Source organism: Pantoea sp. R13S299 (assembly GCF_048515925.1).
Taxonomy (GTDB): Bacteria; Pseudomonadota; Gammaproteobacteria; order Enterobacterales; family Enterobacteriaceae; genus Pantoea.
In genome coordinates this window covers 330059-355285 of sequence record NZ_JBLYEF010000003.1, presented here as the reverse complement: position 1 = coordinate 355285, position 25227 = coordinate 330059, and the positions used below count along the sequence as shown (strand labels likewise).

General features: G+C 51.2%; 29 protein-coding genes and 1 pseudogene. 13 read left to right on the top strand and 17 right to left on the bottom strand.

All coding sequences use genetic code 11. The features are described from left to right. Window positions 1-10: 10 nt before the first annotated feature. The 3 genes from ACN1CO_RS16085 (at window position 11) to ACN1CO_RS16075 (ending at window position 2184) form a co-directional block, all read left to right on the top strand. A complete protein-coding gene (locus ACN1CO_RS16085) occupies window positions 11-604 on the top strand; it encodes a sugar transferase (RefSeq protein ID WP_419139807.1) in 594 nt (197 codons plus the stop codon). A 2-nt stretch (window positions 605-606) separates the two neighbouring features. Continuing rightward, entirely contained in the window at window positions 607-1311 is a 705-nt protein-coding gene (locus tag ACN1CO_RS16080; protein WP_419139806.1) for a PIG-L deacetylase family protein, read from the top strand. A gap of 252 nt (window positions 1312-1563) precedes the next feature. Beyond that, window positions 1564-2184 (top strand): LysE family translocator, encoded by a 621-nt coding sequence (locus ACN1CO_RS16075; protein WP_419139805.1) that lies wholly within the window; start codon window positions 1564-1566, stop codon window positions 2182-2184. Window positions 2185-2245: 61 nt separating this feature from the next. On the opposite strand, the gene ACN1CO_RS16070 is transcribed toward ACN1CO_RS16075, so the two are convergent. Continuing rightward, entirely contained in the window at window positions 2246-2764 is a 519-nt protein-coding gene (locus ACN1CO_RS16070) for a GNAT family N-acetyltransferase (RefSeq protein ID WP_419139804.1), read from the bottom strand. Window positions 2765-2887: 123 nt separating this feature from the next. On the opposite strand from ACN1CO_RS16070, the pseudogene ACN1CO_RS16065 reads away from it, so the two are divergent. Continuing rightward, window positions 2888-3022: pseudogene (locus ACN1CO_RS16065) on the top strand (molecular chaperone DnaJ); the annotation flags it as partial. A gap of 201 nt (window positions 3023-3223) precedes the next feature. Next, window positions 3224-3514 carry a Bor family protein gene (locus ACN1CO_RS16060; RefSeq protein ID WP_136198939.1) on the top strand — a complete coding sequence of 97 codons (291 nt, stop codon included), beginning with the start codon at window positions 3224-3226 and terminating at the stop codon, window positions 3512-3514. A gap of 234 nt (window positions 3515-3748) precedes the next feature. Here the strand turns inward: ACN1CO_RS16060 and ACN1CO_RS16055 are convergent, their stop codons facing one another. From ACN1CO_RS16055 to ACN1CO_RS16035, 5 genes are all read right to left on the bottom strand, one after another. Beyond that, window positions 3749-4189, bottom strand: coding sequence for a hypothetical protein (locus ACN1CO_RS16055; protein ID WP_419139803.1), 441 nt, complete (start codon window positions 4187-4189; stop codon window positions 3749-3751). A gap of 136 nt (window positions 4190-4325) precedes the next feature. Further along, window positions 4326-4553, bottom strand: coding sequence for a hypothetical protein (locus tag ACN1CO_RS16050; protein ID WP_419139802.1), 228 nt, complete (start codon window positions 4551-4553; stop codon window positions 4326-4328). A 2-nt stretch (window positions 4554-4555) separates the two neighbouring features. Beyond that, window positions 4556-5041, bottom strand: coding sequence for a DUF2778 domain-containing protein (locus ACN1CO_RS16045; protein ID WP_419139801.1), 486 nt, complete (start codon window positions 5039-5041; stop codon window positions 4556-4558). A gap of 134 nt (window positions 5042-5175) precedes the next feature. Beyond that, window positions 5176-5430 carry an EexN family lipoprotein gene (locus ACN1CO_RS16040; protein ID WP_419139800.1) on the bottom strand — a complete coding sequence of 85 codons (255 nt, stop codon included), beginning with the start codon at window positions 5428-5430 and terminating at the stop codon, window positions 5176-5178. A 903-nt stretch (window positions 5431-6333) separates the two neighbouring features. Further along, window positions 6334-7014, bottom strand: a complete 681-nt coding sequence (locus tag ACN1CO_RS16035; protein ID WP_419139799.1) for a DUF3313 domain-containing protein — start codon at window positions 7012-7014, stop codon at window positions 6334-6336. 120 nt (window positions 7015-7134) lie between these two features. On the opposite strand from ACN1CO_RS16035, the gene ACN1CO_RS16030 reads away from it, so the two are divergent. From ACN1CO_RS16030 to ACN1CO_RS16020, 3 genes are all read left to right on the top strand, one after another. Next, the gene (locus ACN1CO_RS16030; RefSeq protein WP_258992449.1) at window positions 7135-7620 is read left to right on the top strand and encodes a hypothetical protein; all 486 of its coding nucleotides are present in this window, start codon (window positions 7135-7137) and stop codon (window positions 7618-7620) included. Window positions 7621-7702: 82 nt separating this feature from the next. Beyond that, window positions 7703-7993 (top strand): hypothetical protein, encoded by a 291-nt coding sequence (locus tag ACN1CO_RS16025; protein ID WP_187495416.1) that lies wholly within the window; start codon window positions 7703-7705, stop codon window positions 7991-7993. A gap of 69 nt (window positions 7994-8062) precedes the next feature. After that, window positions 8063-8380, top strand: coding sequence for a hypothetical protein (locus ACN1CO_RS16020; RefSeq protein ID WP_419139798.1), 318 nt, complete (start codon window positions 8063-8065; stop codon window positions 8378-8380). A 320-nt stretch (window positions 8381-8700) separates the two neighbouring features. Here ACN1CO_RS16020 and ACN1CO_RS16015 read toward each other — a convergent pair whose 3' ends face one another. Further along, window positions 8701-9318 carry a TetR/AcrR family transcriptional regulator gene (locus ACN1CO_RS16015; RefSeq protein ID WP_419139797.1) on the bottom strand — a complete coding sequence of 206 codons (618 nt, stop codon included), beginning with the start codon at window positions 9316-9318 and terminating at the stop codon, window positions 8701-8703. 601 nt (window positions 9319-9919) lie between these two features. Here ACN1CO_RS16015 and ACN1CO_RS16010 point away from each other — a divergent pair. After that, the gene (locus ACN1CO_RS16010; protein ID WP_154182333.1) at window positions 9920-11353 is read left to right on the top strand and encodes a DNA cytosine methyltransferase; all 1434 of its coding nucleotides are present in this window, start codon (window positions 9920-9922) and stop codon (window positions 11351-11353) included. A 34-nt stretch (window positions 11354-11387) separates the two neighbouring features. Here the strand turns inward: ACN1CO_RS16010 and ACN1CO_RS16005 are convergent, their stop codons facing one another. The 3 genes from ACN1CO_RS16005 to ACN1CO_RS15995 form a co-directional block, all read right to left on the bottom strand. Further along, the gene (locus tag ACN1CO_RS16005) at window positions 11388-12596 is read right to left on the bottom strand and encodes a type II restriction endonuclease (RefSeq protein ID WP_154182335.1); all 1209 of its coding nucleotides are present in this window, start codon (window positions 12594-12596) and stop codon (window positions 11388-11390) included. Between the two features lie 253 nt (window positions 12597-12849). Beyond that, window positions 12850-13287: a GNAT family N-acetyltransferase gene (locus tag ACN1CO_RS16000; RefSeq protein WP_064690675.1), complete on the bottom strand. Its 438-nt coding sequence runs from the start codon at window positions 13285-13287 to the stop codon at window positions 12850-12852. A 185-nt stretch (window positions 13288-13472) separates the two neighbouring features. Continuing rightward, a complete protein-coding gene (locus tag ACN1CO_RS15995; RefSeq protein WP_419139991.1) occupies window positions 13473-14153 on the bottom strand; it encodes a hypothetical protein in 681 nt (226 codons plus the stop codon). Window positions 14154-14362: 209 nt separating this feature from the next. Between ACN1CO_RS15995 and ACN1CO_RS15990 the strand changes: the two genes are divergently transcribed. Continuing rightward, window positions 14363-14674 carry a cupin gene (locus ACN1CO_RS15990; RefSeq protein ID WP_419139796.1) on the top strand — a complete coding sequence of 104 codons (312 nt, stop codon included), beginning with the start codon at window positions 14363-14365 and terminating at the stop codon, window positions 14672-14674. Here ACN1CO_RS15990 and ACN1CO_RS15985 read toward each other — a convergent pair whose 3' ends face one another. Together ACN1CO_RS15985 and gstA are read right to left on the bottom strand one after the other, a co-directional pair. Then, on the bottom strand, window positions 14675-15412 hold the full coding sequence (locus ACN1CO_RS15985) for an alpha/beta hydrolase (protein WP_419139795.1): 738 nt from the start codon (window positions 15410-15412) through the stop codon (window positions 14675-14677). It lies immediately after the preceding gene. A gap of 106 nt (window positions 15413-15518) precedes the next feature. Further along, on the bottom strand, window positions 15519-16124 hold the full coding sequence (gene gstA / locus ACN1CO_RS15980) for a glutathione transferase GstA (protein WP_419139794.1): 606 nt from the start codon (window positions 16122-16124) through the stop codon (window positions 15519-15521). 123 nt (window positions 16125-16247) lie between these two features. Here gstA and ACN1CO_RS15975 point away from each other — a divergent pair, with 123 nt between their 5' ends. Continuing rightward, entirely contained in the window at window positions 16248-17132 is an 885-nt protein-coding gene (locus ACN1CO_RS15975) for a LysR family transcriptional regulator (protein WP_419139793.1), read from the top strand. Window positions 17133-17155: 23 nt separating this feature from the next. On the opposite strand, the gene ACN1CO_RS15970 is transcribed toward ACN1CO_RS15975, so the two are convergent. The 4 genes from ACN1CO_RS15970 to ACN1CO_RS15955 form a co-directional block, all read right to left on the bottom strand. After that, entirely contained in the window at window positions 17156-18673 is a 1518-nt protein-coding gene (locus tag ACN1CO_RS15970; protein WP_419139792.1) for a hypothetical protein, read from the bottom strand. Between the two features lie 99 nt (window positions 18674-18772). Then, window positions 18773-19741 carry a YiiG family protein gene (locus tag ACN1CO_RS15965; RefSeq protein WP_419139990.1) on the bottom strand — a complete coding sequence of 323 codons (969 nt, stop codon included), beginning with the start codon at window positions 19739-19741 and terminating at the stop codon, window positions 18773-18775. A 96-nt stretch (window positions 19742-19837) separates the two neighbouring features. Then, window positions 19838-21697 carry a M48 family metallopeptidase gene (locus ACN1CO_RS15960; RefSeq protein ID WP_419139791.1) on the bottom strand — a complete coding sequence of 620 codons (1860 nt, stop codon included), beginning with the start codon at window positions 21695-21697 and terminating at the stop codon, window positions 19838-19840. Window positions 21698-22061: 364 nt separating this feature from the next. Continuing rightward, the gene (locus tag ACN1CO_RS15955; RefSeq protein ID WP_419139790.1) at window positions 22062-22499 is read right to left on the bottom strand and encodes a DUF2628 domain-containing protein; all 438 of its coding nucleotides are present in this window, start codon (window positions 22497-22499) and stop codon (window positions 22062-22064) included. A 395-nt stretch (window positions 22500-22894) separates the two neighbouring features. On the opposite strand from ACN1CO_RS15955, the gene ACN1CO_RS15950 reads away from it, so the two are divergent. Together ACN1CO_RS15950 and ACN1CO_RS15945 are read left to right on the top strand one after the other, a co-directional pair. Beyond that, window positions 22895-23236: a hypothetical protein gene (locus ACN1CO_RS15950; RefSeq protein ID WP_013196080.1), complete on the top strand. Its 342-nt coding sequence runs from the start codon at window positions 22895-22897 to the stop codon at window positions 23234-23236. A 70-nt stretch (window positions 23237-23306) separates the two neighbouring features. Continuing rightward, a complete protein-coding gene (locus ACN1CO_RS15945) occupies window positions 23307-23870 on the top strand; it encodes a hypothetical protein (protein WP_419139789.1) in 564 nt (187 codons plus the stop codon). A 114-nt stretch (window positions 23871-23984) separates the two neighbouring features. Here ACN1CO_RS15945 and ACN1CO_RS15940 read toward each other — a convergent pair whose 3' ends face one another. Continuing rightward, the gene (locus tag ACN1CO_RS15940; RefSeq protein ID WP_419139788.1) at window positions 23985-25103 is read right to left on the bottom strand and encodes an ABC transporter ATP-binding protein; all 1119 of its coding nucleotides are present in this window, start codon (window positions 25101-25103) and stop codon (window positions 23985-23987) included. Window positions 25104-25227: the final 124 nt, after the last annotated feature.

Below are 25227 nucleotides of genomic sequence, written 5' to 3'. Positions count from 1 at the left end.
AGAGACCCCCATGACGGGAAAAAAGCGATTCTTCGATATTCTTGTTGCTGGCTTCTGCCTTTTGCTTCTTATGCCAGTGATGCTGTTCACCGGACTGATTTTGTTTCTGACCGGAATGAACCCGCTGTTCCGTCATCCCAGAATGGGACAGAACGGACAGATATTTCATTGCATCAAATTTACATCAATGCTGCCAATGGACCGGGTCTCAGAAAGCGAACAGGCGCGTATCCGCCATGAGCTACAGATTTATAGCGTGGTAAAAAACGATCCGCGTGTCACCCGTTTTGGTGCCTTTATCCGAAAAACCAGCATTGATGAGCTTCCCCAGTTTATAAATGTCCTTTTGGGCGACATGTCCGTTATCGGCCCACGCCCTATCGCGGCTTACGAAAAAGATAAGTATGGCCGTAGCTATCGCCACTACTGCTCGGTAAAGCCTGGTATTACGGGTCTCTGGCAGGTATCAGGACGTGACGATCTGCCTTATCAGCGCCGGGTTGCGATTGATCGTTATTACAGCCGCCGCCGTCAGGCACGTATGGACATGTTCATTTTTATGAAGACTTTTGGCGTAGTTGCGGGCATGAAAGGAGTTAACTGAGCATGGAAAAACTTTTCTCCTGCCAGCGCTGGCTCATTATCAGTCCGCATGCCGATGATGCAGAGCTTGGGTTGGGCGGCAGTATCGCTCGGGCAACCGAGGCTGGCATTGAGGTTCATATTGCTGTGGTAGTGCTGAAAGGCGAAACCCATCTGCGCGGCAAGCACTACGTTTCCGCCTCGCAGCGTCATCAGGAGCTTGACGCTGCCATGGAAACCGCAGGGGCAAAGTACTCAGTACTGAATTATGTGAAAGAAGGGGAAAGTTTTGATCTTGCTTCATCTGACCAGTCATCGTGCATTAGCCAGCTCGATAGGTTGATAGATGAGATACAGCCCGAGCTGATAATGATGCCGGTTCCCTCTTTTCATCAGGAGCATCAGTGGGTATATGGATGCTGCGTAGCCGCCACTCGTCCGACAAAGCCAGGTAATCCGCTGCGACTGATAGCCGCCTATGAATATCCGCCAGCAGGCTGGGGAAATTCCTCTTCCTGGGATAGTTCGCGCGGCGCGATTTATATCAACATCAGCCGTCATCTGCCGGCAAAAATCGCCATGCTGGAACAGCACAAATCGCAGATGTCTGTGGCAGATAATGCCCTGATATCGGTTGATGGGGTGAAAAGGCTGGCTTCATTCCGCGGCCTGGAGGCAGGTTACGATTTTGCAGAGGTGATTTACCTCATGCGCGGGCGAATAGATTAACCCAGGCTGGGGTGAAAACATCGGGCATCAGGCAAGAATCAGGAGCTTCTGGACGGGTAAACTTGTTGTAAAGGCGATATTACCAGGCGTGAGCAGTTATAACCCTCGGCCGATAAATTCGGCAGAGGGTAGACAGAATTTAGAATGATTCAAATCTTCTTATGGTCAAAAGCAGCCGTTTTAAAAAGTACACCTTGATGGATTGATCGAAGGGCGCTAAATGATTAGCATCTGCTCTTTCGGAGATAGAAAATGACTGTTAACGATTCCCTCCTCGCATTCTCTCTAGCTGCACTGTTACTTACCCTGACTCCCGGCCTCGATACGGCCCTTATTCTGCGCACCGCGTGTGCTGAGGGCGGCAAAAAAGCTTTTCACGCTGCGCTTGGCATTGATGCTGGCTGTTTTATATGGGGCGCGCTGGTCGCGTTAGGCCTCGGTGCTCTGCTGGCGGTTTCAGAGATGGCTTACACGGTGCTTAAAGTGTGTGGCGCGGTCTACCTGAGCTGGCTGGGTTTACAACTGCTGATACGTCCCCGATCATCGTTCAGTGATGGCGATGAGAATAATGGTTCTCAGGGAAACTGGTTTATCAGGGGAATGCTGGGGAATGTGCTCAATCCCAAAGTGGGCATTTTCTATGTCTCTTTTTTGCCGCAGTTTATCCCTGCCGGTCACTCTCCTTTAATATGGACTTTTATCCTTGTCAGCATCCACGTTGCAATGGGAACTCTGTGGGCAGTCACCCTTATTTTATCCACGCATTTTGCGTCAGGCATATTGAAGAAAAGTCGCGTTGTCAGAGTCATGGACAGAGCAACAGGCGGCTTGTTTTTATGCTTCGCGGCTAAACTTGCTATCAGCACGAGATAGCGTTGGGCAGGCTGTATGTGTCCGCTTCTGGCACAAAGCGGACCCTGTGTTCATATACTCATTATGATTGAGCGGGCTGAATGCTAAGTTCATAAACTACGCAAGGCACATCATAATGCTGTTCGATTGCTTTGTAAGTCATGCCTAATCGCTGCATCACTCGTTGAGAAGCCGCATTTTCAGGGTCGGCAACAGCCACTAAATACGTCGCGCCTATCTGCTCTGCTGCGAAATCAATAATCGCTTTAGCCGCTTCTGTTGCATAGCCTTTGCCATTGTGTTCCGGGACGAGCCGCCAGCCAATCTCTAAGGGGGCACCTTCAACGTTTGCCAGGTACTGGAGGCATGCTGCCCCAACCACGGCCCCGGAAGCCTTCTCTATAATAGCCCACCACGAAAATCCATATTTCTGCCATCTGGCCTGAACACGCCTGATACTTTCCCAGGTCTCTTCTGGTGTTTTAACAATGCCGTTGCTGATATACCGCATCACGCCGGAATCGTTTTCCATTACCCTTAAGCCTTCATAGTGTGAGTCATGATAGGGCTCAAGCCTTAAACGCGCAGTTTCTAAGTTCATCCGACACTCCTTTTTACCTGAAGGCATTACTTTCGCTTACTTCTCCACATAAATCACGCTATCACGACGTAAGCAATGTCCGCTTCTGCCACAGAGCGGACTGACGGCAGGCCAGGGTCCGCTATGAGCGAGAAGCATAATTTGCTGCTGCGTGAGCTGGAATAGAGCTTTGGTGGTGTGGCGGGCGAGAAGGACAGTCTGCATTCAAAAAGCTTTCTCGATGGCGTCAAAGAGTTCTTCGACGATTTGACTCACTAAGCGGAAACGCTGCGGTAAACATAAAAAGCTCCTGCTGTGCAGAGGCTTTTTTTATTGCTGTACTATTCAGCAAAACGTATCCGTCAGGCGTACTTAAAAATCTTTCTCATGTTTTCGCTTTCGTTGTCGATAACCTGATTGCTGGCTGAGTGACGATTTCACTCAGCATTTATTTTTTCATTTCAGTTGATAAGGATATTTATGAACAAGCTTTGTGTTGCGGCATTGTTGGCATTGAGTTTAACCGGCTGTGCGCAGCAGACTTTCGTAATGAAACAGAATCAGGTTGGCGCGGCGACGAAAACCACCAGCCAGCCGTTCTTTGTTTCAGGTATCGGTCAGCGTAAGAGCATTGATGCGGCGCAGGTGTGCGGCGGCCCGGAAAAAGTTAGTCGGGTTGAAGTGCAGCAGACGTTTGTTAATGGCTTACTGAGCGTGGTGACGTTTGGTATCTACACGCCACGTGAAGCGCGCGTTTATTGCGCCATCTGATAATGCCTCAGGCCGGTTCGCCGGCCTAATCCTGCCTGTTATTAAATCGCATTAGTATATTGTCACTATTAAATTCTGCTGTCGCACCGCTGCGCAGCTTGCCTGCTGACGACATTACCCGAAATGAGTTCATGCGACGTAATCCAGCCTGGTAAAGCAGTGGTAAGCTGTTGAGGCATGTCATTCCGCTTTGAGCGAGGAGCGGACCTTGCAGAACCATGATATAGCTGTCGATTAAATCTCTGACAGAACCGCAAAAACTGCATTCAAAATCAATCCATCCTCAATGGCTGAGGCTGCTTCATATATTGCTTCGGTTGCTGACTCAATTGAATCCTCTCTCCCGGCGCAAGCAAGAGCAGATACTGCACGTGCCTGGCTAAAAAAATGCAAAGCCTGGGAATTTAATTCCATATCTTCGTTCTGAATATCCTGCAGGTTAAAATATTCTTCATCTAACTGTGCGACCAGCCATTCCAGTTTTGAAACCTGCTCGATCGATAACTGATATCCTGATAGCAGTTGCCTGAGTGATTCGTCCACGAAAGGCAGGTCTACCGGACAGATTTGAAAAGCGATTTCGCACGCCACTCTGACTGTCCTTCTTCGCTTTTCTTCACTCACTACCTTCATTTTTTGTGCCAGATGTTTCTCTGACGCTTCTAAGCGCTTCATTCTTAACGTAATCTCCCTTTCTCTGGAGCGCTTTGAAGGTAAATGAGAGTGTTTGGTCACAAACACGTTACTCAACTCATTGAATATCCTGGTAGCAGAGTCACTTTTCTAATCAGTGATACTCATACAGCCATGCTCAACGTTTTCTGAACAAACCTTTCAGCACCCATACCAGTACAAAAGACATAATGACAGAAAGAATGATATTGGCTGTAAGTACAAAGTCGATGGTTGCTTCATCGCCACTGATATTGAAAATACCGGCGATGACATAGAAGAATGTAACCGGTACTATGACAGCAATAGCCTTTGAGATTGCTATCGCACATAGAACAAACAATAAAGCCAGTAAAATAATGCGCATCGTTAGTATACCTTTATCGTTCCATAGGCTTTGAGCTGGCTACCCGGAATGTTCAACGTCGGGCCGGATTTCAGGAACATGTCACGCATGTAATTGAACTGAATTGGGTGTTGAAGAGTAATGCAGCCTTCACTCAGCCCTAATGGCCCAATAGGGTGCAGACGGAAATTACCACGCTTAACTCCCTGAACAAACGTGTAGTCATCAATTTTCCCATCGTCACGAAAGAGCCCAAACCACGTTGAGCGATCAGTTCCATAGATATCTTTCAGCAAACGTTCTTTGAACGGCCCTAACCGTCCTCCTGTAGGCCGCTCAACGATAAAATAGCGGCCACGAACAATCGGCCCTATATCAGGTACGTTAGTTTTTTCTGGATTGTTCCGGCCTTCTTTTTGACCTGAGAAGGCTGGAAAAGTACCAATGCCGGGGCAGTTGAGGCTCGCCATTTCCCGACGGTTGAGAAGAAAGTAGCAGCTATATGACATGAGAACTCCATTCTTTATGTGCAAATATAGTAGGACCAACTGATGATAAAGTTAAATGTTGCCATTTAGTAGTGCAATGCTAATTGTGCGGGAAAGGGCATAAAAAAACCGCCTGACGGCGGGCTCATTCTCAGCTAACTATTGGAACCATCAGGAGTCCACTCTTTAGGTTTACTCTCTGTAATATTGTCGTCAGCGCGAACAGAAGCATCTATCGCATTCCGGCAGTCCTCGGTGCTGCGTGGGTAGGACGCTTTTTTGCACTCTTCAACTTTTGCGTTACGTTCCTTATCGTGCGCCTTATACCATTCAAGGCTCTGTGCGCCAGCATCGCAACCTGTAAGCAGGGTTGCCAGTAAACCCAGTGAAATCAGTCCTGTTTTCATCATATCTTCCTTTTATTGATTTAATTGCGGCAGGAATTATAGACCATCTGCGCGGTCGGGCGCACGAAGCAAAAAAGCGGAGTGCAGCCTGCCCGAATGCATGATTCATTTATTTAGGAAGCTGGCGCCTAAAGTTACTCAAAGAGCATCTCAGTACCATACTTCATTGATGTATCCTTGCCGGACTTTCACAAGGAGTAGGTCTGGAAATGAAATGTGGATTTTGTGGTACACATGTACCTGATAATTATACCGTTTGCACGGGCTGCCACGCTGTGTACAGACTGGGGCCTGCGAGTACGGGATGCAGGCTGTTATTGCCGATGCTGGCAGGCATAATCATCTTATTTTGTGCGCCCGCTATCAGTAAACTGGCGCTCAGACGCCCATTCATTGCTGCAGCTATTTTCGTAACTGGTTTAGTTCTCTGTATTGGGGGCTGGAGACATTTGAAACGTCTTCAAAAAGTGACTCCGCGAGTAGGGAGATGGTACAGGAAAAGAATATGATTTTTAGAAGAATTAAAATTGAATCAGAACACGGCATGTCCCGGGTGTAAGCAAAAAATCCGCCTTTAATAAGTGAATCCACAACGCTCGCCGAAGTAACGACTAAGGTACACCGGAAGCCGCATGCGCAGCCGGAACGGACTGAATGTTCCGCGGTAAGCGGAGAACAGGTGAGCAGTTTTGTTTGGTATCAATCCAGAGGGATGTTTCAAAGACGCGCAGTGATTGCAGATGATGCGCGTCCGCTAAGAGCGAAAAGCGGACATTGGGAATACATAACACAGCCCTTTTTGATGCGAGGATAACTTTTATGAACAATGCCTGAAATCATCTCCTATATCAGTGCAGCGATAGCTACACTGATTGATTCCCATGCCCATAAGCAGTCATGTTCTGGTTAGCGCCTGCCCTGGCGCAGTTTTTCCAGCAGCTGCTCTGCGCCTTTGTCCACCCCTGTTTCTGCCGCACTCATTGAGCCAAACGTTGCACCCACGTTCATAGCATTGGGGTACTGTTCCGCCACGTAGGCCAGCAGGAGTTCACCGGTTGTGGCATCTTTCACTTCTACAGCATAGTTGACGTAACCGCTCATCAGTCCGCGCCTGCCTCGCACAGACTGAACGATATTATAAGGGCCGCCTGCCAGGTCGAATTTCGTAAAGGTCCCCACAACCTGTGGCGTGGTGTCCGCGCCGGTCAGCGTCAGCTTAAGCCGGAGAGAAGGGGGGGTCCCGGCGCTGTTGTTGACAGTAAACTTCTCCCGCAGCACGTCGGCAAACTTCTTCTGCATGTAATCTGCCAGATTGCGCCGGTCTTCCTGTGACAGGTCATTAAACTGTGCGTCGCTGCCGCCATAGATTTCAACGGGATCGATAGTGATGCTGCGGTATTTGCTCCAGTCAACCGGGGCGGCGTAGCGGAAGGGGATCCGGTCGCTGTCATCAGCTGTGTTGGGCGTCATCCGGGACGTGGCCTGAATGCCGGAATATTTTACCGGTGACGTGGACGAACATCCCGCGGCGGCAATGACGGCGATCAGGATAAGCGAGCGGGACAGTTGTTTTGTGATGCCAACCATAAATATTCTCCGGTTACTTTTTTATATATTGAACTGTACGGTACAGTTAATATGGTTTATCCTGACCCTGTCAAGAAATGTTTCTGCGCGTGTCGGTAACTTTCACATGAGGAGTACGGAATGCTTTATTTCAACCCAGAAGTTTCGTCGTCAGGCATTAAGTGCTGGCCCCGTTCCCGGCTGGCCATCACGCCGGTACTGATGGAGGGCATGCCGGAGCCCATGCGGGAAGAAAGTGCTGAGCGCGCCTGTTTTATCCTGAGCCTGCCGCTCCGCTATTCCATTCTGCCGGTGCGGCGGAGGCTGATAAGAATGATGCTGACGCTACAAAAATATGGCGAAGCCAGGTGCAGTCCTGACAGCCCGGGACGTGACGCCTTTACACCGGCAGCGGACTATGCGCGGAGCGTTATTGATACGGCAATGCTGCGTGGAGAGCTGCGCTGCCGGCCCTCTGGCGAAATGGCTCATGCCTACCTGAAGCTGACGGAGGAGTTGCGGAGTCTGATGGCTGGCCTTCAGCAGGATAAGGCGCTGCTCCGTAAAGAAGTGAGGCGCAGAATAACTGATTTTCTGCAGCTGTATGCGGCAGGTGCAGGAGAATGAAGCTGCTGCTTATCTGGGCCGTCCTGGCGCTTGTGTTTATTGCCGGCGGCATTCTCACTGCATTTGACGCCCAGGTCAGCTGATGAATGGCTGGCTGATGGCCGGTGCGCTGGAAAATACGCCGGCGCGGCAATGGTTCGTATACTGGGTCATGTTACTGATCGTGGCAGGCACCCTCCTCAGAACCGCCGGTAATCTCTCTGAACTGCGCCGTCTACGCCGGTTCGGGCAGCGCCGGGCCGGATACTATGCCATCAGGGTGTGGGGGGCCTCATCAGGGCCGGTGCAAATATTTCTGGTGGCTGAATGCCTCATTGTGAATGCGCTTTCTGTGCTGCTGCTACTGGTGCTCAGCGATGTCACCCTCTGGTGAAAATCCTGCAGCATCTGTCCCGGCTCAAAGGAATTCGTGTTTTCAGAATCCCATAATCGAAGACTTTACATGAAAGAGAATACAAAGATGGAGAAACTGTCAGTGATTAACGGCGGGGATTCCTGGATGGACTGGAGCATCCTGAGCATCCTGATTTTATTTGGTGCTCTCGCGGTGACCGTCATGATTATGTGGTGGCACGTCATCATTAACGTAAAAGAAATCGTTCATATCCGGCGCCTGAAAGCCCGCCGCGGGAGAAAATATACAGAGGGGGCCTGGGGAGTCCACCAGAACTCGTTAATGACGCTGCTTGTTGCAGAAATTATGGTGGCTATGGCCATAAGCACCCTGATTGTGGTCATGCTGTCGGAGGTATCATTTTAGCCGTGCACAGGCGGTATCAGAAAATTGCCCGCCTGAAGGCGGGCTGATAAGGTTCAGATGTGGCTGCCGATGGAAAGACACCCGGTGAGCATCAGTACGGCCATGCCGGTAATGAGGCTGTAAAAAAGACGCATATTAGCTCCTCAGAATAAAGAAACGCAGCCGCTCAGCAGAAGCGAACACACGGTCAGGCCTGCCACCAAAATAAAACGATTAAGCATTGACTTAACCTCCCTATAATTAAACTGTACGTATCAGTTTATATGCGCCCGGAGATTAGTCAACTGCTTATGGTGAATAATCCGTCTCTGCTCGTCAGGTCAGCGTGGTGATGCACCAGATATAAATACCTCTACAGCGCTTTTCACCATAGCGATGATATCTTCGCGTGTATAAACCGGCATCTTGTAACGGAGAAAAAGCTCATCAGCCTCGGCCTTTACCAGCGCAGAAAACTGTTTCGCCCTAAGGTCGGGGCGGGCGGGAACAAGGTCACCAGCCGCGATATGCTGTTTCATCAGCGCTGCCAGAGCGTTCATGCTTTCGCGGACACCGGACTCATAAAAAATATCGCCGATGCCGGAATGTCCGGCCTCGCCGATAACCATGCGATAGAGCTGGAGCCCCTTCCAGTCCGATGTCATTGCACCCAGCATGCCCTCACCAAAGCGCTGCAGCCTTTCAGCCAGGGGCAGATGACGACTGTCCTGACTGTAAATATCGTCCGCCGCGCGCGTCAGAAAATTGGTGCCGTATGTCCTGACGACGGCGTCAAGAAGGCTTTCCTTGGAGGAGAAATAGTTATAGAGCGTGGCTTTGGAGCACTCTGCTGCTCTGGCCACAGCATCCATGGATGCGCGTTCGTAACCCTGCTCGAGAAAGACGGTCGTGGCGGCGTTAAGGATGTCAGTTCGTTTCTTTTCAGTCAGTGTTCGCATGTGGTTTCTCCCTGTAAACAGGCTCATGTTAACAGAACCACATGGTTCATTAAAGGCATGCATTTTTAGTTTCAGTATCAAGATTACTGACTCTGAACTGCTCCTCATAATTAATGGAATGCAGACTCAGCAACGTCCGCTTCTGGCACGAAGCTGCCATCCCCATTAGAAATCTTCTGGCCCCCTACAGCTCTTCGGTGTTACCGATTGCTCGGCCCAACTGCGTTAACCTGTCGCATGCGACCTCTGGAGGGTCTTGGTGTACTGTTTCGTTGTGTTCATGCAAGTCCTTCAATATTTCTATATCTTCCCGAACACCTTGTGCGTAGGGCTTTCGTATCACCGCCATTCGTTCAGCACAAGGGTAACGTCGCACAATCAGAAGTTAAGCGGCCAGTCCATGCCACATGAGCGTGCTCAATAATTATACTGGTTAAATATCCAGATAAATAAATTCACTCTGGGTCAAATGAGTGATAAGGTTTCACCCATAAGACCCATAAGACCCATAAGACCCATAAGACCCATAAGACCCATAAGACCCATAAGACCCATAAGACCCATAAGACCCATAAGACCCATAAGACCCATTGGAGGCGTTATGTCTGAATTTGAATTGCTTGCTCAGGACCTGCTTGAAAAAGCAGAGGTTGAGGAGAAGCATCAGCAGGAAAATGACAAGAATCTGATAAAGCGGGTTCTGGAGATCTATGACCAGAAATACGTAGCGGAACTGCTCAGAAAAGTAGGTAAAAACGAGTGGAGCAGGGAAACGCTTAACCGCTGGATTAACGGTAAATGCTCTCCGAAATCGCTGACTTCGGCAGAAGAATCACTTCTTAAAAGAATGCTGCCTGAGGCGCCCGCAAATCATCCGGACTATGCCTTTCGCTTCATTGACCTGTTTGCCGGCATCGGTGGCATACGTAAGGGCTTTGAAGCTATTGGTGGCCAGTGTGTATTTACCAGTGAATGGAATAAAGAGGCTGTGCGCACCTACAAAGCTAACTGGTATAACGATGACCAGGCGCACACGTTCAATCTTGATATCCGGGAAGCTACCCTTAGTGATAAGCCTGAAGTCTCTGAGGACGATGCCTACGCGCACATTGATGAAACTGTGCCCGACCATGACGTGTTGCTGGCCGGTTTCCCCTGCCAGCCGTTCAGTCTTGCAGGCGTAAGCAAGAAAAACTCGCTGGGACGCGCGCACGGATTTGAGTGCGAGGCACAGGGCACACTGTTTTTTGACGTCGCCCGTATTATCAAGGCGAAAAAGCCAGCCATCTTTGTGCTGGAAAACGTCAAAAACCTTAAAAGCCATGATAAAGGCAAAACCTTTAAAGTCATTATGGAGACGCTTGACGAGCTGGGCTATGAAGTCGCTGATGCCGGGGACATGGGTAAAGGCGATCCTAAAGTCATCGACGGGAAGCATTTCCTTCCGCAGCACCGTGAACGTATCGTTCTGGTTGGGTTCCGCCGGGATCTGAACATTCACGAAGGTTTCACCCTGCGTGACGTCAGCCGTTTGTATCCGGAGCGACGTCCTGGCTTTGGCGATTTGCTGGAGCCCGTTGTAGACAGCAAATATATTCTGACGCCTAAGCTCTGGGAATACCTTTATAATTACGCTAAAAAGCATGCTGCGAAGGGCAATGGTTTCGGTTTTGGTCTGGTTGACCCGACGAATCCTGACAGCGTGGCCCGTACGCTTTCTGCCCGCTATCACAAAGACGGGTCGGAGATCCTGATCGATCGCGGCTGGAATATGGCCACCGGTGAAGTTAATTTTGCCGATGAAGCCAACCAGGCTCTACGCCCAAGAAGGTTGACGCCCCGCGAATGCGCGCGCCTTATGGGCTTTGAAAAGCCCGACGGTAAACCTTTCCGCATCCCCGTTTCCGACACGCAGTCCTACCGACAGTTTGGTAACTCTGTGGTCGTTCCGGTCTTTGAAGCCGTGGCCAGACTGTTAAAGCCTTACATTCTCAGGGCCGTTGCTGCTGAAGACGTAAAGGCGAAGCAGATCTGAATGCAGCTCCCGGCCTGTTCTGCCGGGAGCACTTTTATGATAAGTCTGCGTACAGTCCGGTCAGTTCCGCAATAAATCCGCCCAGCGTCATCAGCTCATCCCTTATCGCCTCGGGATATTTCTTGTGTAATGACGACGGAACCACCAGCTTAACGCCAGCGTCCTGCATTTCTCTGTGCTGAGCGATCGACACACCCTCCTGAAGGGTAAACAGGTGCACTTGCCTGATTCTGTTTGCCTCATTGAGGATCTGGCGCCAGCGATCTTTGCAGGTTGTCTTGACGGCCAGCATGCGCAGGTTTTCTTCCGGATAGGTGGCGTCGTGATAAGCCCCCGATGATGGAAAGAGGAAATCTGGCTTTTTATTTCCTTCCGTCACCGCCTGAGTGGCGAAATGCCTCAGGCCATGCTCGATAAAAAGATGTTCGAGATGCAGCTCAAGCGATTTTCCCGCCCTTGATTTTCTGCGATTACTTACGGAGTTGGCCATAGCCACAAATTCATCCACTGAACCAAAACCCTTACGGATGATGTCCAGTACGTGCAGCTCTTCCACCAGAAGGAAGATGTCGTATTCGACTCTTCGCCTGTCTATCAGCTGTTCATCCGGGTCATCGGAATTTCTGGCAAAGTGATCGGCTGCATACTGGATAATCTCGCTTCCTGAGGGGAACTGTTGCTTCCATGCATCCGGGAGTGTGTATTTACCGCTCACAGCTCCATGCTGCAGCGAAAGACCACCGACAATTTCATGGGCGGGGCCGAACAGGTATGTCCCCGGCAAAACCTCCCCCATCGCGGATTCAATCACATCCTCTTCATCCGGATTCACACATACCCAGATATCAACGCCAGTACAGTCCTCTGCGTTCTCATCCAGAGCAAACGCGAGGATAGTCAGCGCACCGGTATTTTCCGGATTCTGAAGCGGGCTTCCTCTGCCCCAGCGCGTTATCCGTTTTTCATTTCTCGTTCCGTCAAAAGCGCGGTTGTTGTAGTAAATGGCGCGAGCCTGGCTGTCCGGACACTCATGAGATGAAACGTGTGCATTGAGAAACAATGAGGGATTAAGTTCCCGGGTATGATTGATGGAGGGGAACATTTTCTCAACAATTCCAGAAGGTATGTACAGGCCGACCTGATGTCCCCCGGTAGCGCCAGTATCGTTTGCAGAGAGGCGCTTTACGTAGAGAAAACTATTATGTTCTGCTTTCTCAAGCAGCCAGTTGTGAAAAACCGACATGAATATCCTTTCCTTGCTTCAGAGAAATCTCAAGGGGATTTTTGCACATATCTGCAGCTGCAGCCAGAACGCCATATGAATCACAGCATCAATCACCGAAAGGGGTATCAACACACGGGCGGCCGCTAAGAATCTCCACCACCACTGACATGCTCCCTATTGCGCCGCACAAAGGGTTGTTAGCTACTTCCGCTATTGGCACAAAGCGGACTAACGGCCGGCTGATGTCCGCTATGTGCGAATAGCACACTTTTTATAAAGACTTTTTCATAAAGATACGGCTTGTTCCTTCGGGTTTGCAGTCAATACGTCCGAATTCTTCCCAACCATGCTTTTTGTAGAAGTCAGGGGCCTGAAAGCTAATTGTGTATAAAAATGCTGCGGTACAGCCCCTTCTTCTTCCTTCCTCCTCGAAGTGTAAAAGGATTTCTGTACCAATCCCTTTACTCCGCAATTCCGGTGGAAGATAGAACAGATCTATAAAAAGTAGACCCAACGAAGAACGCCCCTGCATCCCTCCGAGTACCTCACCGTTTGTCTTTGATTTTATTAATACAGATAATGGCAGACGATCACTCATTCCCGTCATTAAATCATTGAAATCGTTAAGACCTTCTTCAATCGGAATCAATTGCTTAGCGTTAGGATTTTCGCAGACCTCTAAATTTAACCCTTCAAAAATGCCATTCATTTGAAATGTCCTTAAAAATTAAAGTGGTGTTTAAATATACAGCTCCTTGATACAGGCACAAGAGTCTTGTCATTTATGGTTTGCGTTCAAGCCGCATGGTCAACTTCCGCTTCTGGCACAGAGCGGACATTTATCCGAACCTTACGCTGTGAGCGCTAAACGAGTTGGGTTAGCGTTTATGCGAATTATCTTAACGGATAACACGTTGTCCAGTTGTAGTTAACCCTCGCCAGTTTTAATTCCCCCGAAACATCGCCAAAATTAACAGCCTGACGTTCGATAATAAACTGCCGCACGGATGCAGGTAAAAAATCGGCGCCGTAGCGCAGAAGGGTGCTGTGCCAGAAAGGTGCGGGTAATGGGCTGCCGCTATGACGCAACTGCAACTCCTTTTTCCATTGAGAATTCAGAACCTGTTCGCAGAATGACTGGCGCATGTCTATTGCGGGATTGTCAGGGATTCCCGCAATCAACAACTGGCTGGGCAATGCAACCAGGCGAAGATCTCGGATAACGATTCTCTCTGCATCAAATTCGGTCCAGATCTTCGTCAATTCTTCCACTTTTTCTGGCAGTGGCTCGTTTTCGTTAAACAGCGGCGGGGTCAGGGGCAGGAAGGTTAAATGGAAACCCGCAGTTGGCAAAACATCGGCGAGGGGATCATCTTTTATGAGCTGCTTTAATTCGCCAGTAAGACGTGAGACATCAGTGGAAACCCGTGGCTGTATGCCCGAGGCAAGCGCCAGCCTTACCGGATCGTAGTAGTTTCCCCTTTTAATTTCCCCGATTCCTGCATTTTCCGCCCAGATAGCGGCGGTGTTTTCGTTTGTTGAACGATACAGGTTTTGCAGACTCATCGATGACATGACAGACCTTTTGGCATTGATAGGGATACAGGCTTTTTCCATATTATTTCTGCCCGGTCTTTTAAGCTATTCGATTAATCCTTAAGTGATCAATTGCCCTTAAACGGACAACCTGGGGACAGATCAGGACAACAAGAGGCGGATGTGTAGAATCCATCCACTCGCTCTGATATTGATAACGCTAAAGCACATCTGTTGAGGGAGAAAAGATGAATTTTTACAGTAGTAAGGAGTTTACCGGCTCAAGGGCATGGGACTCACAGCATATTGCCAGCTTCGATAATGTCAGCGTGAAACTTCACTGGACCGATCAGCCTTATAAGTGGCACATCAACGACGGACAGGAGGTGTTTGCTGTCATGGATGGGTGTGTGGAAATGCAATATAAGGAAAAGGGCGACGTTAAAAGTCGGATACTTAAAGCGGGTGACATTTTTTACGCCAGTGAAGGAACAGAGCACATTGCCCGTCCACAGGGCGTCGCCCGCGTGCTGGTCATTGAAAAAGAGGGATCGGTCTAATCAGGGTGATGTATTGCCTGGGCCAGCCTGATCACCCATGACGAACCGGGATATCTCCTCTCCCAGATTAAGCAGAAACGATTCGCGAGAAGGGTGGGTGTCTGTGATGTGCGGCGGCAACGTGTTCATAAAGGTAAAATGACCGGCATCTTTAACCACGCAAACATCGGTCGCCGTTTGCATTTCTAATTCTGATTGGATGAACAGCGCCTGCGATGGCGGTGTCAGCATGTCCTTCTCGCCTGTCCAGATCTTCACCGGCACCTGCACGGATGCGAGTGCCGAAGGTGCTCTGAAAAAATCCGCGGGTGGGGCTAGCAGGAACAGTTGATTCAGATACTGACGGCCGGAATAAGTCACCTTCTCTCCGGTGCGGGTCCAGGCCGTCGCCCCGGCATGCATCAGCAGAATCACGGTGCCGAGGGAATGGCCGACACCGGTAATCGACGCATAATCCTGAGCAAATTCACATTGGGCAAGGGCAAGCCTCTGACTACGTTCCAGCAGGTCAGCCTTTGTAGGCATGGGTGAGATTGACCGTTCGAAATGGGGCGCGACCACTGAAATATCATTCCGGCTAAAGGTCTGCAAAATCTCCAGATGACGCAGCGGGCTCCCGCCAGCACCGGCCGCGAAAAGGATGCAGTGCCTGGCCTCCTTTGCGCTCAATAGCGTGACCTCGAATTCCTTTCCGGCATTACTGAGAAGAGCGGTTTCCACCTTCGCGCTGTTATTCATAAAGCCGACTCCCTGCTAAAACGTCAGTCCGGAGAGATTAACCCATCGCGGATTAAACGATAAGTCTTTGCCCATTTCAGAGTCCGGACTGCCAGCCTTGCCGTGTTTACTGTGACGCCTCTGCCAGTAAGGCCGCCTGCACTGCAGGGCGCGCGCTGATCCTCGCCCTATATGCCACCAGCGCAGGCCAGCGATCCAGTTCAATATTAAACAACTTACACCAGCCCAATACGGTAAAGAGGTAAGCATCAGCAACGCTGAATGACGCCCCCAGCAGATAAGCTTTTTCATCCAGCGTAGTCTGCAGATAGTCGAATCGCCGGAACAGCTTCTCACGAAAGATCGCCAGGACATCATCCGGCAGTGCCTTGTTGAACAGCAGCGCGGACCCCGCATGGATTTCACTGGTAATAAAGTTCAGCCACTCCTGCAACCGAACGCGCTCCCAGCTCTTTGCTGGTGGTGCCAGCCTGCTTTCCGGCTTCAGATCGGCGAGGTACTGCACAATCGCTGGTCCTTCAGTCAGTATCTTCCCGTCGTCCAGTTCCAGCGCAGCGACATAGCCTTTGGGGTTGATAAGGCGAAAGTTGCGTCCGTCTGCGGTTCGCTTGCTCCCGTTGTCCACTTTAACCAGCTCAAACGTCAGTGCCAGTTCACGCAGTACGATGTGGGGCGAAAGCGAACAGGTATCCGGGGCGTAGTAAAGTTTCATCTGTCCTCCTGAGAAATTCAAAGCGAATTGAGATTGTCGTGCCTGAATGCACTGTGCTTAACCTGAGCGCTAATGTAAAATTAATGCTTAATAAGTTAACTATTAGCTGAGCTACTGCTAACTATGATGAATCTTCAACACTGGCGTCTGCTGGTGGCGGTGGCGGATGCCAGCAATATTTCGCGCGCTGCTGAAGCGACAGGCATGACCCAGTCCGCTGCCAGCCAGGCGATTGCTCAGCTGGAGTCGTCACTCGGGTTCCCGGTGTTCGTGCGTGAGCGTCGGCACATTGGCGTCACCGCCCTGGGTGAACAGGTGATTGAACATGCGCGAACAATGCTGGTGCAGCTCAAAGCGATCCGTGAGCTGGCTGATGAGAGTCGGGGGTTACAGGGCGGACGTATCCGGCTTGCCAGCTTTCCCTCTGTGACCTCCACACTTCTGCCTGGCCTGTTGCGGAGCTTTAAGCGTCTGCATCCCGGCATGGAGGTTGTGGTGCTCGAAGGAACAGACGAAGAAGTTGAGGAGTGGCTGGCAGCAGACACCGTTGAACTGGGTGTGGTGATGAACCCGGCGCCCGGACGTGCTGATGTGATTTTAGGACAGGATGCCTGGGTCGCGGTTATGCCAGCCAGCTATCCGCTGAGCGGGGCGAACGGCATCACCCTACAGGCACTGGCAGATCAGCCCTTTGTCCTGGCCACAGGTGGGTGCAGGGTGAATGGCAAAAGCCTGATCGAACAGGCGGGATTTCAGCTCTCCGACGTGCGGGTAAACGTCCGCGACTGGATCAGCGCCTGCCTGCTGGTACGAGAGGGGATGGGTGTTGCGCTGGTACCAGAATCAGCCCTGCCAGCGGAGCTGCGCGGTCTGTCTGTGGTGCCGGTAATTCCTGCGATACACCGTGAGTTCGGGCTGGTCTGTTCGCCCTCAGGAAAAGCGTCTGATGTGACGCAGGCACTGCTGAAAGGCGTGCGAAAAGGACAGGGTCAGTCAGCGGCTACATGACCCGTCGGTAGAAGCCCTATAACTCAGAATTCGCGTAGCTGGTCGAACAGCTGGTAAAGCCGCGGCTGATCCATAAATGAAGCGCCTTGCCCGCCCAGCTTCTGCTCCAGCGAATTCAGGACATCAAACAGTACAGTGTAGATCTCTTCACGTTCCACCGTCTCGATCGCCTTCGAACGCCGGTCGATGAGATTAAAGGCTTCGGTGTAGGCGGTCACGGCGGCGGACAGCAGGGCTGCGACATCCATGCTGCTGGTAATATTTTGTGTTGCAGCCCGCAGATTTTTGTAAGCCAGCGCCGCTTTTCGGGCATGCGTGGCTGAAATATGTTCGCGACCATCCCAGTCGCGGAACGGATTATGCAGGTTCTCAGCCAGCCACTCCGGCTTGCGGGCCTTACTCAACGAGAGATCCAGCCCCAGTGCTGTCGCCTGTTTATAGGCGGTTCTGACGTAACTCACCACATCAGACGGGATGCTGGTCATCCACAGACTGGAGAGATTCGGCAACTGTTCGGGCCGGGGAAAGTCGGCCGCGGCAAAGCCAAAAATGTCAGAGAGAGTCAGCATCTGCAACTGTGGCAGTGCGGCAATACTCTGCATCTGGCTGACCACACCGGGATTTCCCCAGAGACGCAGCTCAGTCAGACAGGGAAAACGCTCCACTAAAGGTGCCAGATCGATCGCTTTTACGCCCGTCAGTGACAACGCCCCGAGTCGATCGAGACCCTGCAGTAACGGCAAATCCTGCGAACCTTGCAGGCAGAGGTTACGTCCTTCCTGATGCGCCTCAACCCTAAAGTCGGACGATGGCGTTGCGGTGAGTGACAGCAGGGAGAGATCAGGATTCAGCCGCACACGACTCACGCCTTGCGGATGGAGGATAAAGCGCGACAGGTGTGTCGTCCCGACATCGATCTCGCTGACCACGGCGGACTGCCAGTGCAGTTCGTTAATAAACGGATGCTGCCGGATGTAGGCCATCAGCTCGGGCGTGCCCTGCGAGGTCTCAAGGGTCATCAGACAGGGCAGCCGATCAAGCTCAGAGAGGTCAGTCAGGCTTTGCAGGATGCTGTCATTGATACGGGTAGTGTTCTCCCGAAGTGTCTGACCACCGACGATGACGTTGCGCGCGCCAGAGGCAGCCTTAAACTGCGCACGCCGGACCGGGTCGATCTTCTCCCAGCTACGCTGACGAACCAGACTGTCTCCCACGTCCCAGCCAAATTTATAGGCGCTGACTTCGTGGTCGACCAGCGGCGGCAGGTTAGCAATCAACACATGCCCTGGAGGCACCCCGGCGGGAACATAACCGTGATCGAAACTCTCTTTGAGAAAATAGTAGCTGCAGCGCAAAGGCTGCATACGGCTGGCTTCGGTTTTGTCGGGCAGATGATCGCCCGCCCAGTCGAGTTGCAGAATGGCTGCAAGGGCTTTGCCTTTAGGATTTGTGGGCTGCTGGAGGTGTGTAACCTGGCAGGCGACATATTGCTGCAACTGCGGGGAAAACACGCTGTAGATATCACCGACCTTTGCCTGCACTCTCGCTCCTCTATGGATAAAATTTACGGTCAGAAAATCGCAACAGGCTAACGGGCTGTGCCAGCCCGCCCCGGAATCTCATGGGGGCGGGCAGCCAGCTTACAGGCGGTTACTGGCCTCGACCAGTTCGTTATAGGATTTTAAAACGCGCATCGGTGAACCCGATACCATCCAGCCCGTATTACCGCTTCCTTTCAGCAGACTTTGCTCGCCTGTGCTGTAAGGGGTTTTATCGCGAACCCGACGCATGCGATCTTTGCAGTCTTTCAGGAAGGTTCCTGCATTCTCCTGGAAGATGGACCAGGTTAATGGTTTGCCCGCTTCGCTGGCCGTTGCCTTTCCTGCCTCAGCCAGCAGCGCACTGTAAGCATCAATCGATTTTGTCATCTCCGCTACATCGGGCGCGGACGCGGTAAACACGGTCGCCAGCTGTTTAGCCTGAGTGACTAACGCCAGGCGATAGTAGCGACTATGGCGGCCCTCAGACTTTTCAATCTCAACGAGTTGCGCAGCGGTGAGGGCATTGTTCTCTTTCTCAACTTCGGCACCGAACTGGTCGCTGGATTTCATAAAGCGGTCAAACGCTTTCATGAGCGGCTGATGCATCTGCTTGCCTTTCGCAAAGCCATCATCCTTGTAATCGTCCTGACTGTAGTAAAGGTGTGCCTCTGAAACCAGCGGCTGCAGCGCCGTTAAATCCGCCAGATACTGTGTGGCTGCCTCATCCAGCGCCGGCATTTTGGGACTGGCCTTTGATGCCTCATTGATAGCTTTAGTACATTTATCCAGTTCGTAAGGCGTGATATCCCCCAGCAGGTTGACGTTACGCTCCTTGCCGGTGGGGCCCTTTTCAACATTCGCAATCCAGCTTACATAGCGCAGAGCACTGTCACGGACCGATCCATCGGTGGTGTTAAAACATCCCACATAGGCGTTCAGTTTAGTGGTGAGTTGCGCAGTCGCATCCTCTGCAGCAGCCTGAGGCTGGCTCTGCGGAGCCGGTTTTGCATCCGCTTTGTCACTGTTGTCGCATGCGGCCAGTGGCAGTACAAGGGCGGTCACCAGCATCCCGGGTAATAGGGCCCTGCTTGCTCTTTTAAACACAATAGCTCCTTTATTTGTTGAGTCAGAAATACAAATTCTGAATAGATGATGCACTGCGGGTCAGGCGCTTTGCGCCGCTGCCTCTGCTTCTTCTTTCAGTAATGCCCGGACCGTCTGATGACGATGCCAGTAAAGGCCGAGAATATTTTTGAAGGCTTCAATCTCCTTCTTCAGGCCCGGCAAGGGGATCTCACTGCGCTTTTTGCCCTTAGCGTTCGGCTGCTCATGCTGCACGTAGAGCTTATCGCGGCCAAAATTACGAATGACGTTGATGTTTTTAACGTTATCCCAATCCAGCAGTTCGCCCGTTTTCGGCGAAACAATACCCTGCCAGGTGATGACAATCTGCGAGCCATCTTTCAGCGTGTAAGGCACATTGGGGAAATGCTTCAGCACCAGCGCGGTTTCCATCTCACCTTCAGGCTGATAGCGCCAGGCCAGACTCTCCTCATGCACCGAGGAGAAGTCGCGTTCATATTTCTGCCACAGCTGCTGTTCAATCTCGTTGGCAACCGGCATCAGATCGACCCAGCTCTCGGCCGGGAAATCGGCGGCGACCGTGGCATAGTCGGCTTCGTCGATGTTGTACCCGACGTTGCGCATCCTTTCTGCCAGCGGTGGGTGGGAATCAAACGGATGCGGCACATTCTGTTCACGGACAATGCTGATAAAGTCCGGAGTGGCGACATGCGCTGGCAGACCGGCAGCGATAGCTTTGCTGATGCCCAGTTCGTTTTCGTGCAGCGTCCGGTCATTAAAGAAGTTACGCTCAACTTCGCTGCGATAGCTGGCATAGGCCGACACTTTGATCAGCGATTCGATAATCGCGGCCGGGGAGACCAGCGCTGAGGCATTGCGGTCCGCCACAAACTCACGTTCACGGCTGTTGCGCTGCCACGCCAGCTCAAACAGCATGCGATAGAGATAGAGCGGGTAGTAGACGATCAGCGTAGCCAGGTTCTGACCCATCAGCTGCAGGTAGAGGTCAAAGCGGTGCAGCTTCGGTCCCAGCAGTGCGCCAGAGGCGGTGTCGCCTTCATGAAGGTGGGTCAGCTCATGAACCATCACACCATCCGCCTGCGCCACAGTGAGCTGACGCAGCAGTGGAATACTGACATAGAGTTTTCGACCGCTGAGCGGGTGCCCGTTTACGCTCAGTGGGGCTTCCGTCACGTAGAAGTTGGTGTCGATGCCCGCAACGATATGATCGGGTGGCGTAGTGCCCACTCTGGCGGCCAGCATATCAATCTGTGACCAGAGTGCCGGAGCGGCTTCGCGGGTCACGACTTCGCCTTCAATACTCTCTTCCGGCGGAAGTTTTTTGAAGATGCCTTTGATCATGTAATACATACCGGCGAGCACCAGCAGGCCGACTGCCATCACCAGCTTTGGATAGTAGGTTTGCGTGAAGAAAGCAGTACCCCAGAATGAGAGCCAGACCAGCATTGCGCCCTGAACCATGACTTCCAGAGAACAGGCCAGCATCAGGAATTTACGGGCCAGCGCCAGACTGATGACCTGTCCCCGGCGGCTTTTAAAGGCCAGCGCGCTGAACAGTAACACCATCAGCAGGACCACGCCGCTGCCGATGAGAGTCCAGATAGCCACTTTATCCATCATGTAGAACTGCCACAGCTCCGATTGCGGTTCGCAGACGGCATTTTTGTAATCCTGCAGATTTTCATCAACCGGACCACAGACGCTGGACGGCGGATTCTGCTGCAAAAATGCCTGCAGTTTGCCGGTATCCTGATGTTGCTCCTGCGCATCGTTCATGAAGAACTGGGTGTACTGCTGGTCGAGTTGCGAGTTGCCATATTCAGCAAAAACCAGGGTGATCACGGGGACCAGAAACAGTGTGAACAGCAGCCAGAGAAATACCTTCAGATAACCCTTTTTCAATTCCGTTAATGATTTCAAAATAATAACATCCTATATGTCAGTGAAAGGGGAAGCTGCTTTTTAAGGAAATTCCTAAAAGAATACCCTTGACCCGGCTACACTTTGCGGGACATGTTTGCGAGCTTCAGCGATATGATAATTAATGCAAAGTGCTGTAAGCCAGTCAGCACCTGTTCCTGAAAGCGCAGAAAAATATTTCATGGGCTTGTCAGGTTGCCAGCAGATTATTCTCCTGACGGCACCCTGTTGTTCTGCCGCGACAGCAATAATTTGAGTTAATATTCATTATTTATTTCGGTCAGCCTAAGCTATAAAGTTTGAAAAGCTGCCTGTCTGCTGACGCTACACCAGCTTTACTATTTTGCCCGCCGCGCTGAAAGAATTACCAGCGTATTCCTTTAAAGGGATTCCAGCTGTTGTCACCTTTTTTCTCTTTCAGGTAATAATTGTAATTCGTCGTCATGCCATACAGTGCATTAAAGCCATAGCTCAGACCGACCTGAAGATACCGTGGAAATTCCATACCCACTATCGCTAAGGCGATGATCACAACAGTATAAACAGCCATCATAATTAAAATCAGCATGATGTTCTTCTTCCACAGGCCGAGAACAAACAGATAAATCGGGCCGAATAGGAAGGCAATTAAATTCATGTTTACTCTGAATTTTTGCCTGAAAGTCAGCTGTTTTAATGCCTCTCTGAAGCCGGGTGAACTGGGAGCACCATGACGGTCAAAAAAATCAAAGCGGGCCTGCCACTTCGCACTGTACTTTTTAGAGATAGTCTCTTTGCCATTATTTTCAGTGAGTTGTTCCATGCTAACCTCCATGCTTTAAGCAAAAATCTGTCGGGCACCTTACTGTTTCATACGGATGACAGTGGCATAAATTCCACTCACCGAAACAGCTAATGCGAATTTTAAAAACAGTAATGCCACAGCCGCGATTCATTCACACGCAAATAATATCGCAGCGCAACAAATAGCTCTGCCGCGTCCGGCGTGCGCTATTAACGACACACCGGATTCGGGATGAGCAACAACCTCAGGAAATAACCCTGGCAGCATCAGGCGTTTTATAATGAAACAGTTCGATACGGCCTGAGCGGGTCAGCGAGAATATTAGCACCAAAGAAAATATCGCTACAATGATAAAAATATGTTAATTTTCAGAAAATCATTCCTCGTTCCTCACCCATTTAAAGGATATAAAGATGATCGCCTGGAGCGGAGTCGGTTTTTTTGTCGCATTATTAATTTGTGCCGCCTATCTGCTGTGTAAATGGGTGCTGGATTTTTATTACTACGACGGTTTCTTCCTCGCGCATTTATGGGCGACAGGCGCGACGCTCATCGTTGCCGCTCTTTTTTGTGCGGTTTTCGTCTGGGCGCTGCGGCAGGAAAAATGGCTGGATTCCATCGCTACGGCGACGAAAAGCGAGCCGATGATGGCCCCCGAAAAAACCCACAACTTCTTTTTTATCCCCGTTCTCTACTGGCCGATTATTCTGTTACTGCTCGGCTCAGGGATCTGTATTTACGACCTGACCCGATAACGCCTCTGCCTCGCCCACACCCGATGGGTGTCGGTGAAATGGAAATATCCACAACACGAAGGAGTTCACGGTGAAATTACGTCAATCATTAAACATTATGGGTGCCCTCTGCCTGACCGCTGCTCTTGGCAGCGCCCCGATGATCGCATCAGCAGCCGAAGCGAAAACGGCACAAGCCGCAAATCCGCAGACGCAGACGCAGACGATCTCTTTGCTGGATGGTAAACAGACTTTCAAACTGCAGGGCTATGAAAAGCAGCCTGTTCCGGGCGGCGGTCCGGGTACTATGTATGTGAACAAGCAGGAAAAACGCGTATTGATCATTGGCGAAGAAGAGATCCCGGTCATTGCGCGCGGTGGCAGTGACGCTGATTTTCTTGAAGGCGGCAAGTCTATCAAAGACAAGCAGAAGCAGGCATCACCTTCTTATACGGTGATCAGTGAGAAGACTGAAAACGCCAATGGTCTGCCGGTCTATCATATTGAAGCCACTGATAAAATGGGTGGCAACGATGTGCAGCAGGCTACTCTGCTGGCCGTCGCCAACAAGAAATTCACCGTTATTCAGGTGGTTTCAAATCACAAAGACAAGGCTGGCCACCTGAAAGCGGTTAACAATATTCTGGGCAAATAAGCCGGGTTAGCTGCGCGAATAAGTTATTCGTTGCTGCCAGATTTAGCCTTATTTAAGTTTGTCAGCAGTGTGAGGCCGTTTCCGGCCTCTTGTTACATCCCTCAGACACTCACTTCAGGCCGCGCGCACCTGCGGCATCTCAATATCCGCGCTGATACGTGTTCCGTCGGCATCAAACACCATGCAGTGGTGCGAATGGAAGGTGGGACGCAGCGTCTGATAAGGGCGGAAATGCACATCGCCAGGCAGCAGCATCTTGAAGCCGTCGTGGCCGTGGCTCTGACCAAACAGATACGTATTATTGCCGAGGCGCTCAACGACTTCGCAGTGGAAGTCGATATTCAGAGGCGCATCGCCGTTGATCTGCAACTGCTCCGGCCGGATGCCCAGCGTGATCTCATCACCTGGCTGCAACGGGCGGCTGGGCGGGGGGAGTTGCAGCCGGTGTTCGCCATCATTGATTACGGCGACCAGCCCGGCAGGGCCACACTGCTCCACGCGTGCGGGCAGGAAGTTCATCTTAGGTGAACCGATAAAGCCCGCGACAAAGCGGTTGATCGGATTGTAATAGAGTTCCATCGGTGAGCCGACCTGTTCCACCTTGCCGTAGTTCATCACCACAATCTTATCGGCCAGCGTCATCGCTTCCGTCTGATCGTGTGTGACATAAACCATGGTGGTTTTCAGCTCCTGATGCAGCTTAGCAATGTGCAGCCGCATATCGACACGCAGCTCTGCATCCAGGTTCGACAGTGGCTCATCAAACATAAACACCCGAGGATTACGCACAATCGCGCGACCAATGGCGACACGCTGACGCTGCCCGCCAGAAAGCTGTTTAGGTTTGCGATCCAGCAACTGCCCCAGCTGCAGCGTTTTCGCCACCATCTCCACCTGATGCTGAATCTGCGCCCTGGGCAGCCCGTTGACCTTCAGGCCGTAGCCGATATTCTCCGCCACCGTCATATGGGGATAGAGTGCATAACTCTGGAACACCATCGCCACGCCCCGGTGCGAAGGCGCGACATCATTCATTACCTCATCGCCAATCAAAATCTCGCCTTCACTGATCTCTTCCAGCCCGGCAATCAGCCGCAACAGCGTGGATTTACCGCAGCCTGATGGACCGACGAAGACCGCAAATTCACCGGCCTCGATATCGAGCGCGATATTTTTCAGCGTTTCTGTTTTACCAAAGCGTTTGGTGACGTTTCTCAATCTGATACTGGACATACTGATCCTCACGGCAGGAGATTTGGCGGCTAAAATGTATGACGTATAACAGTTAGTCTTTTTTCACGTCAGCCCTGATGGTGCCTGCGCTGACTATAACGTTCAGCCAGAGTGCGCCCTATCG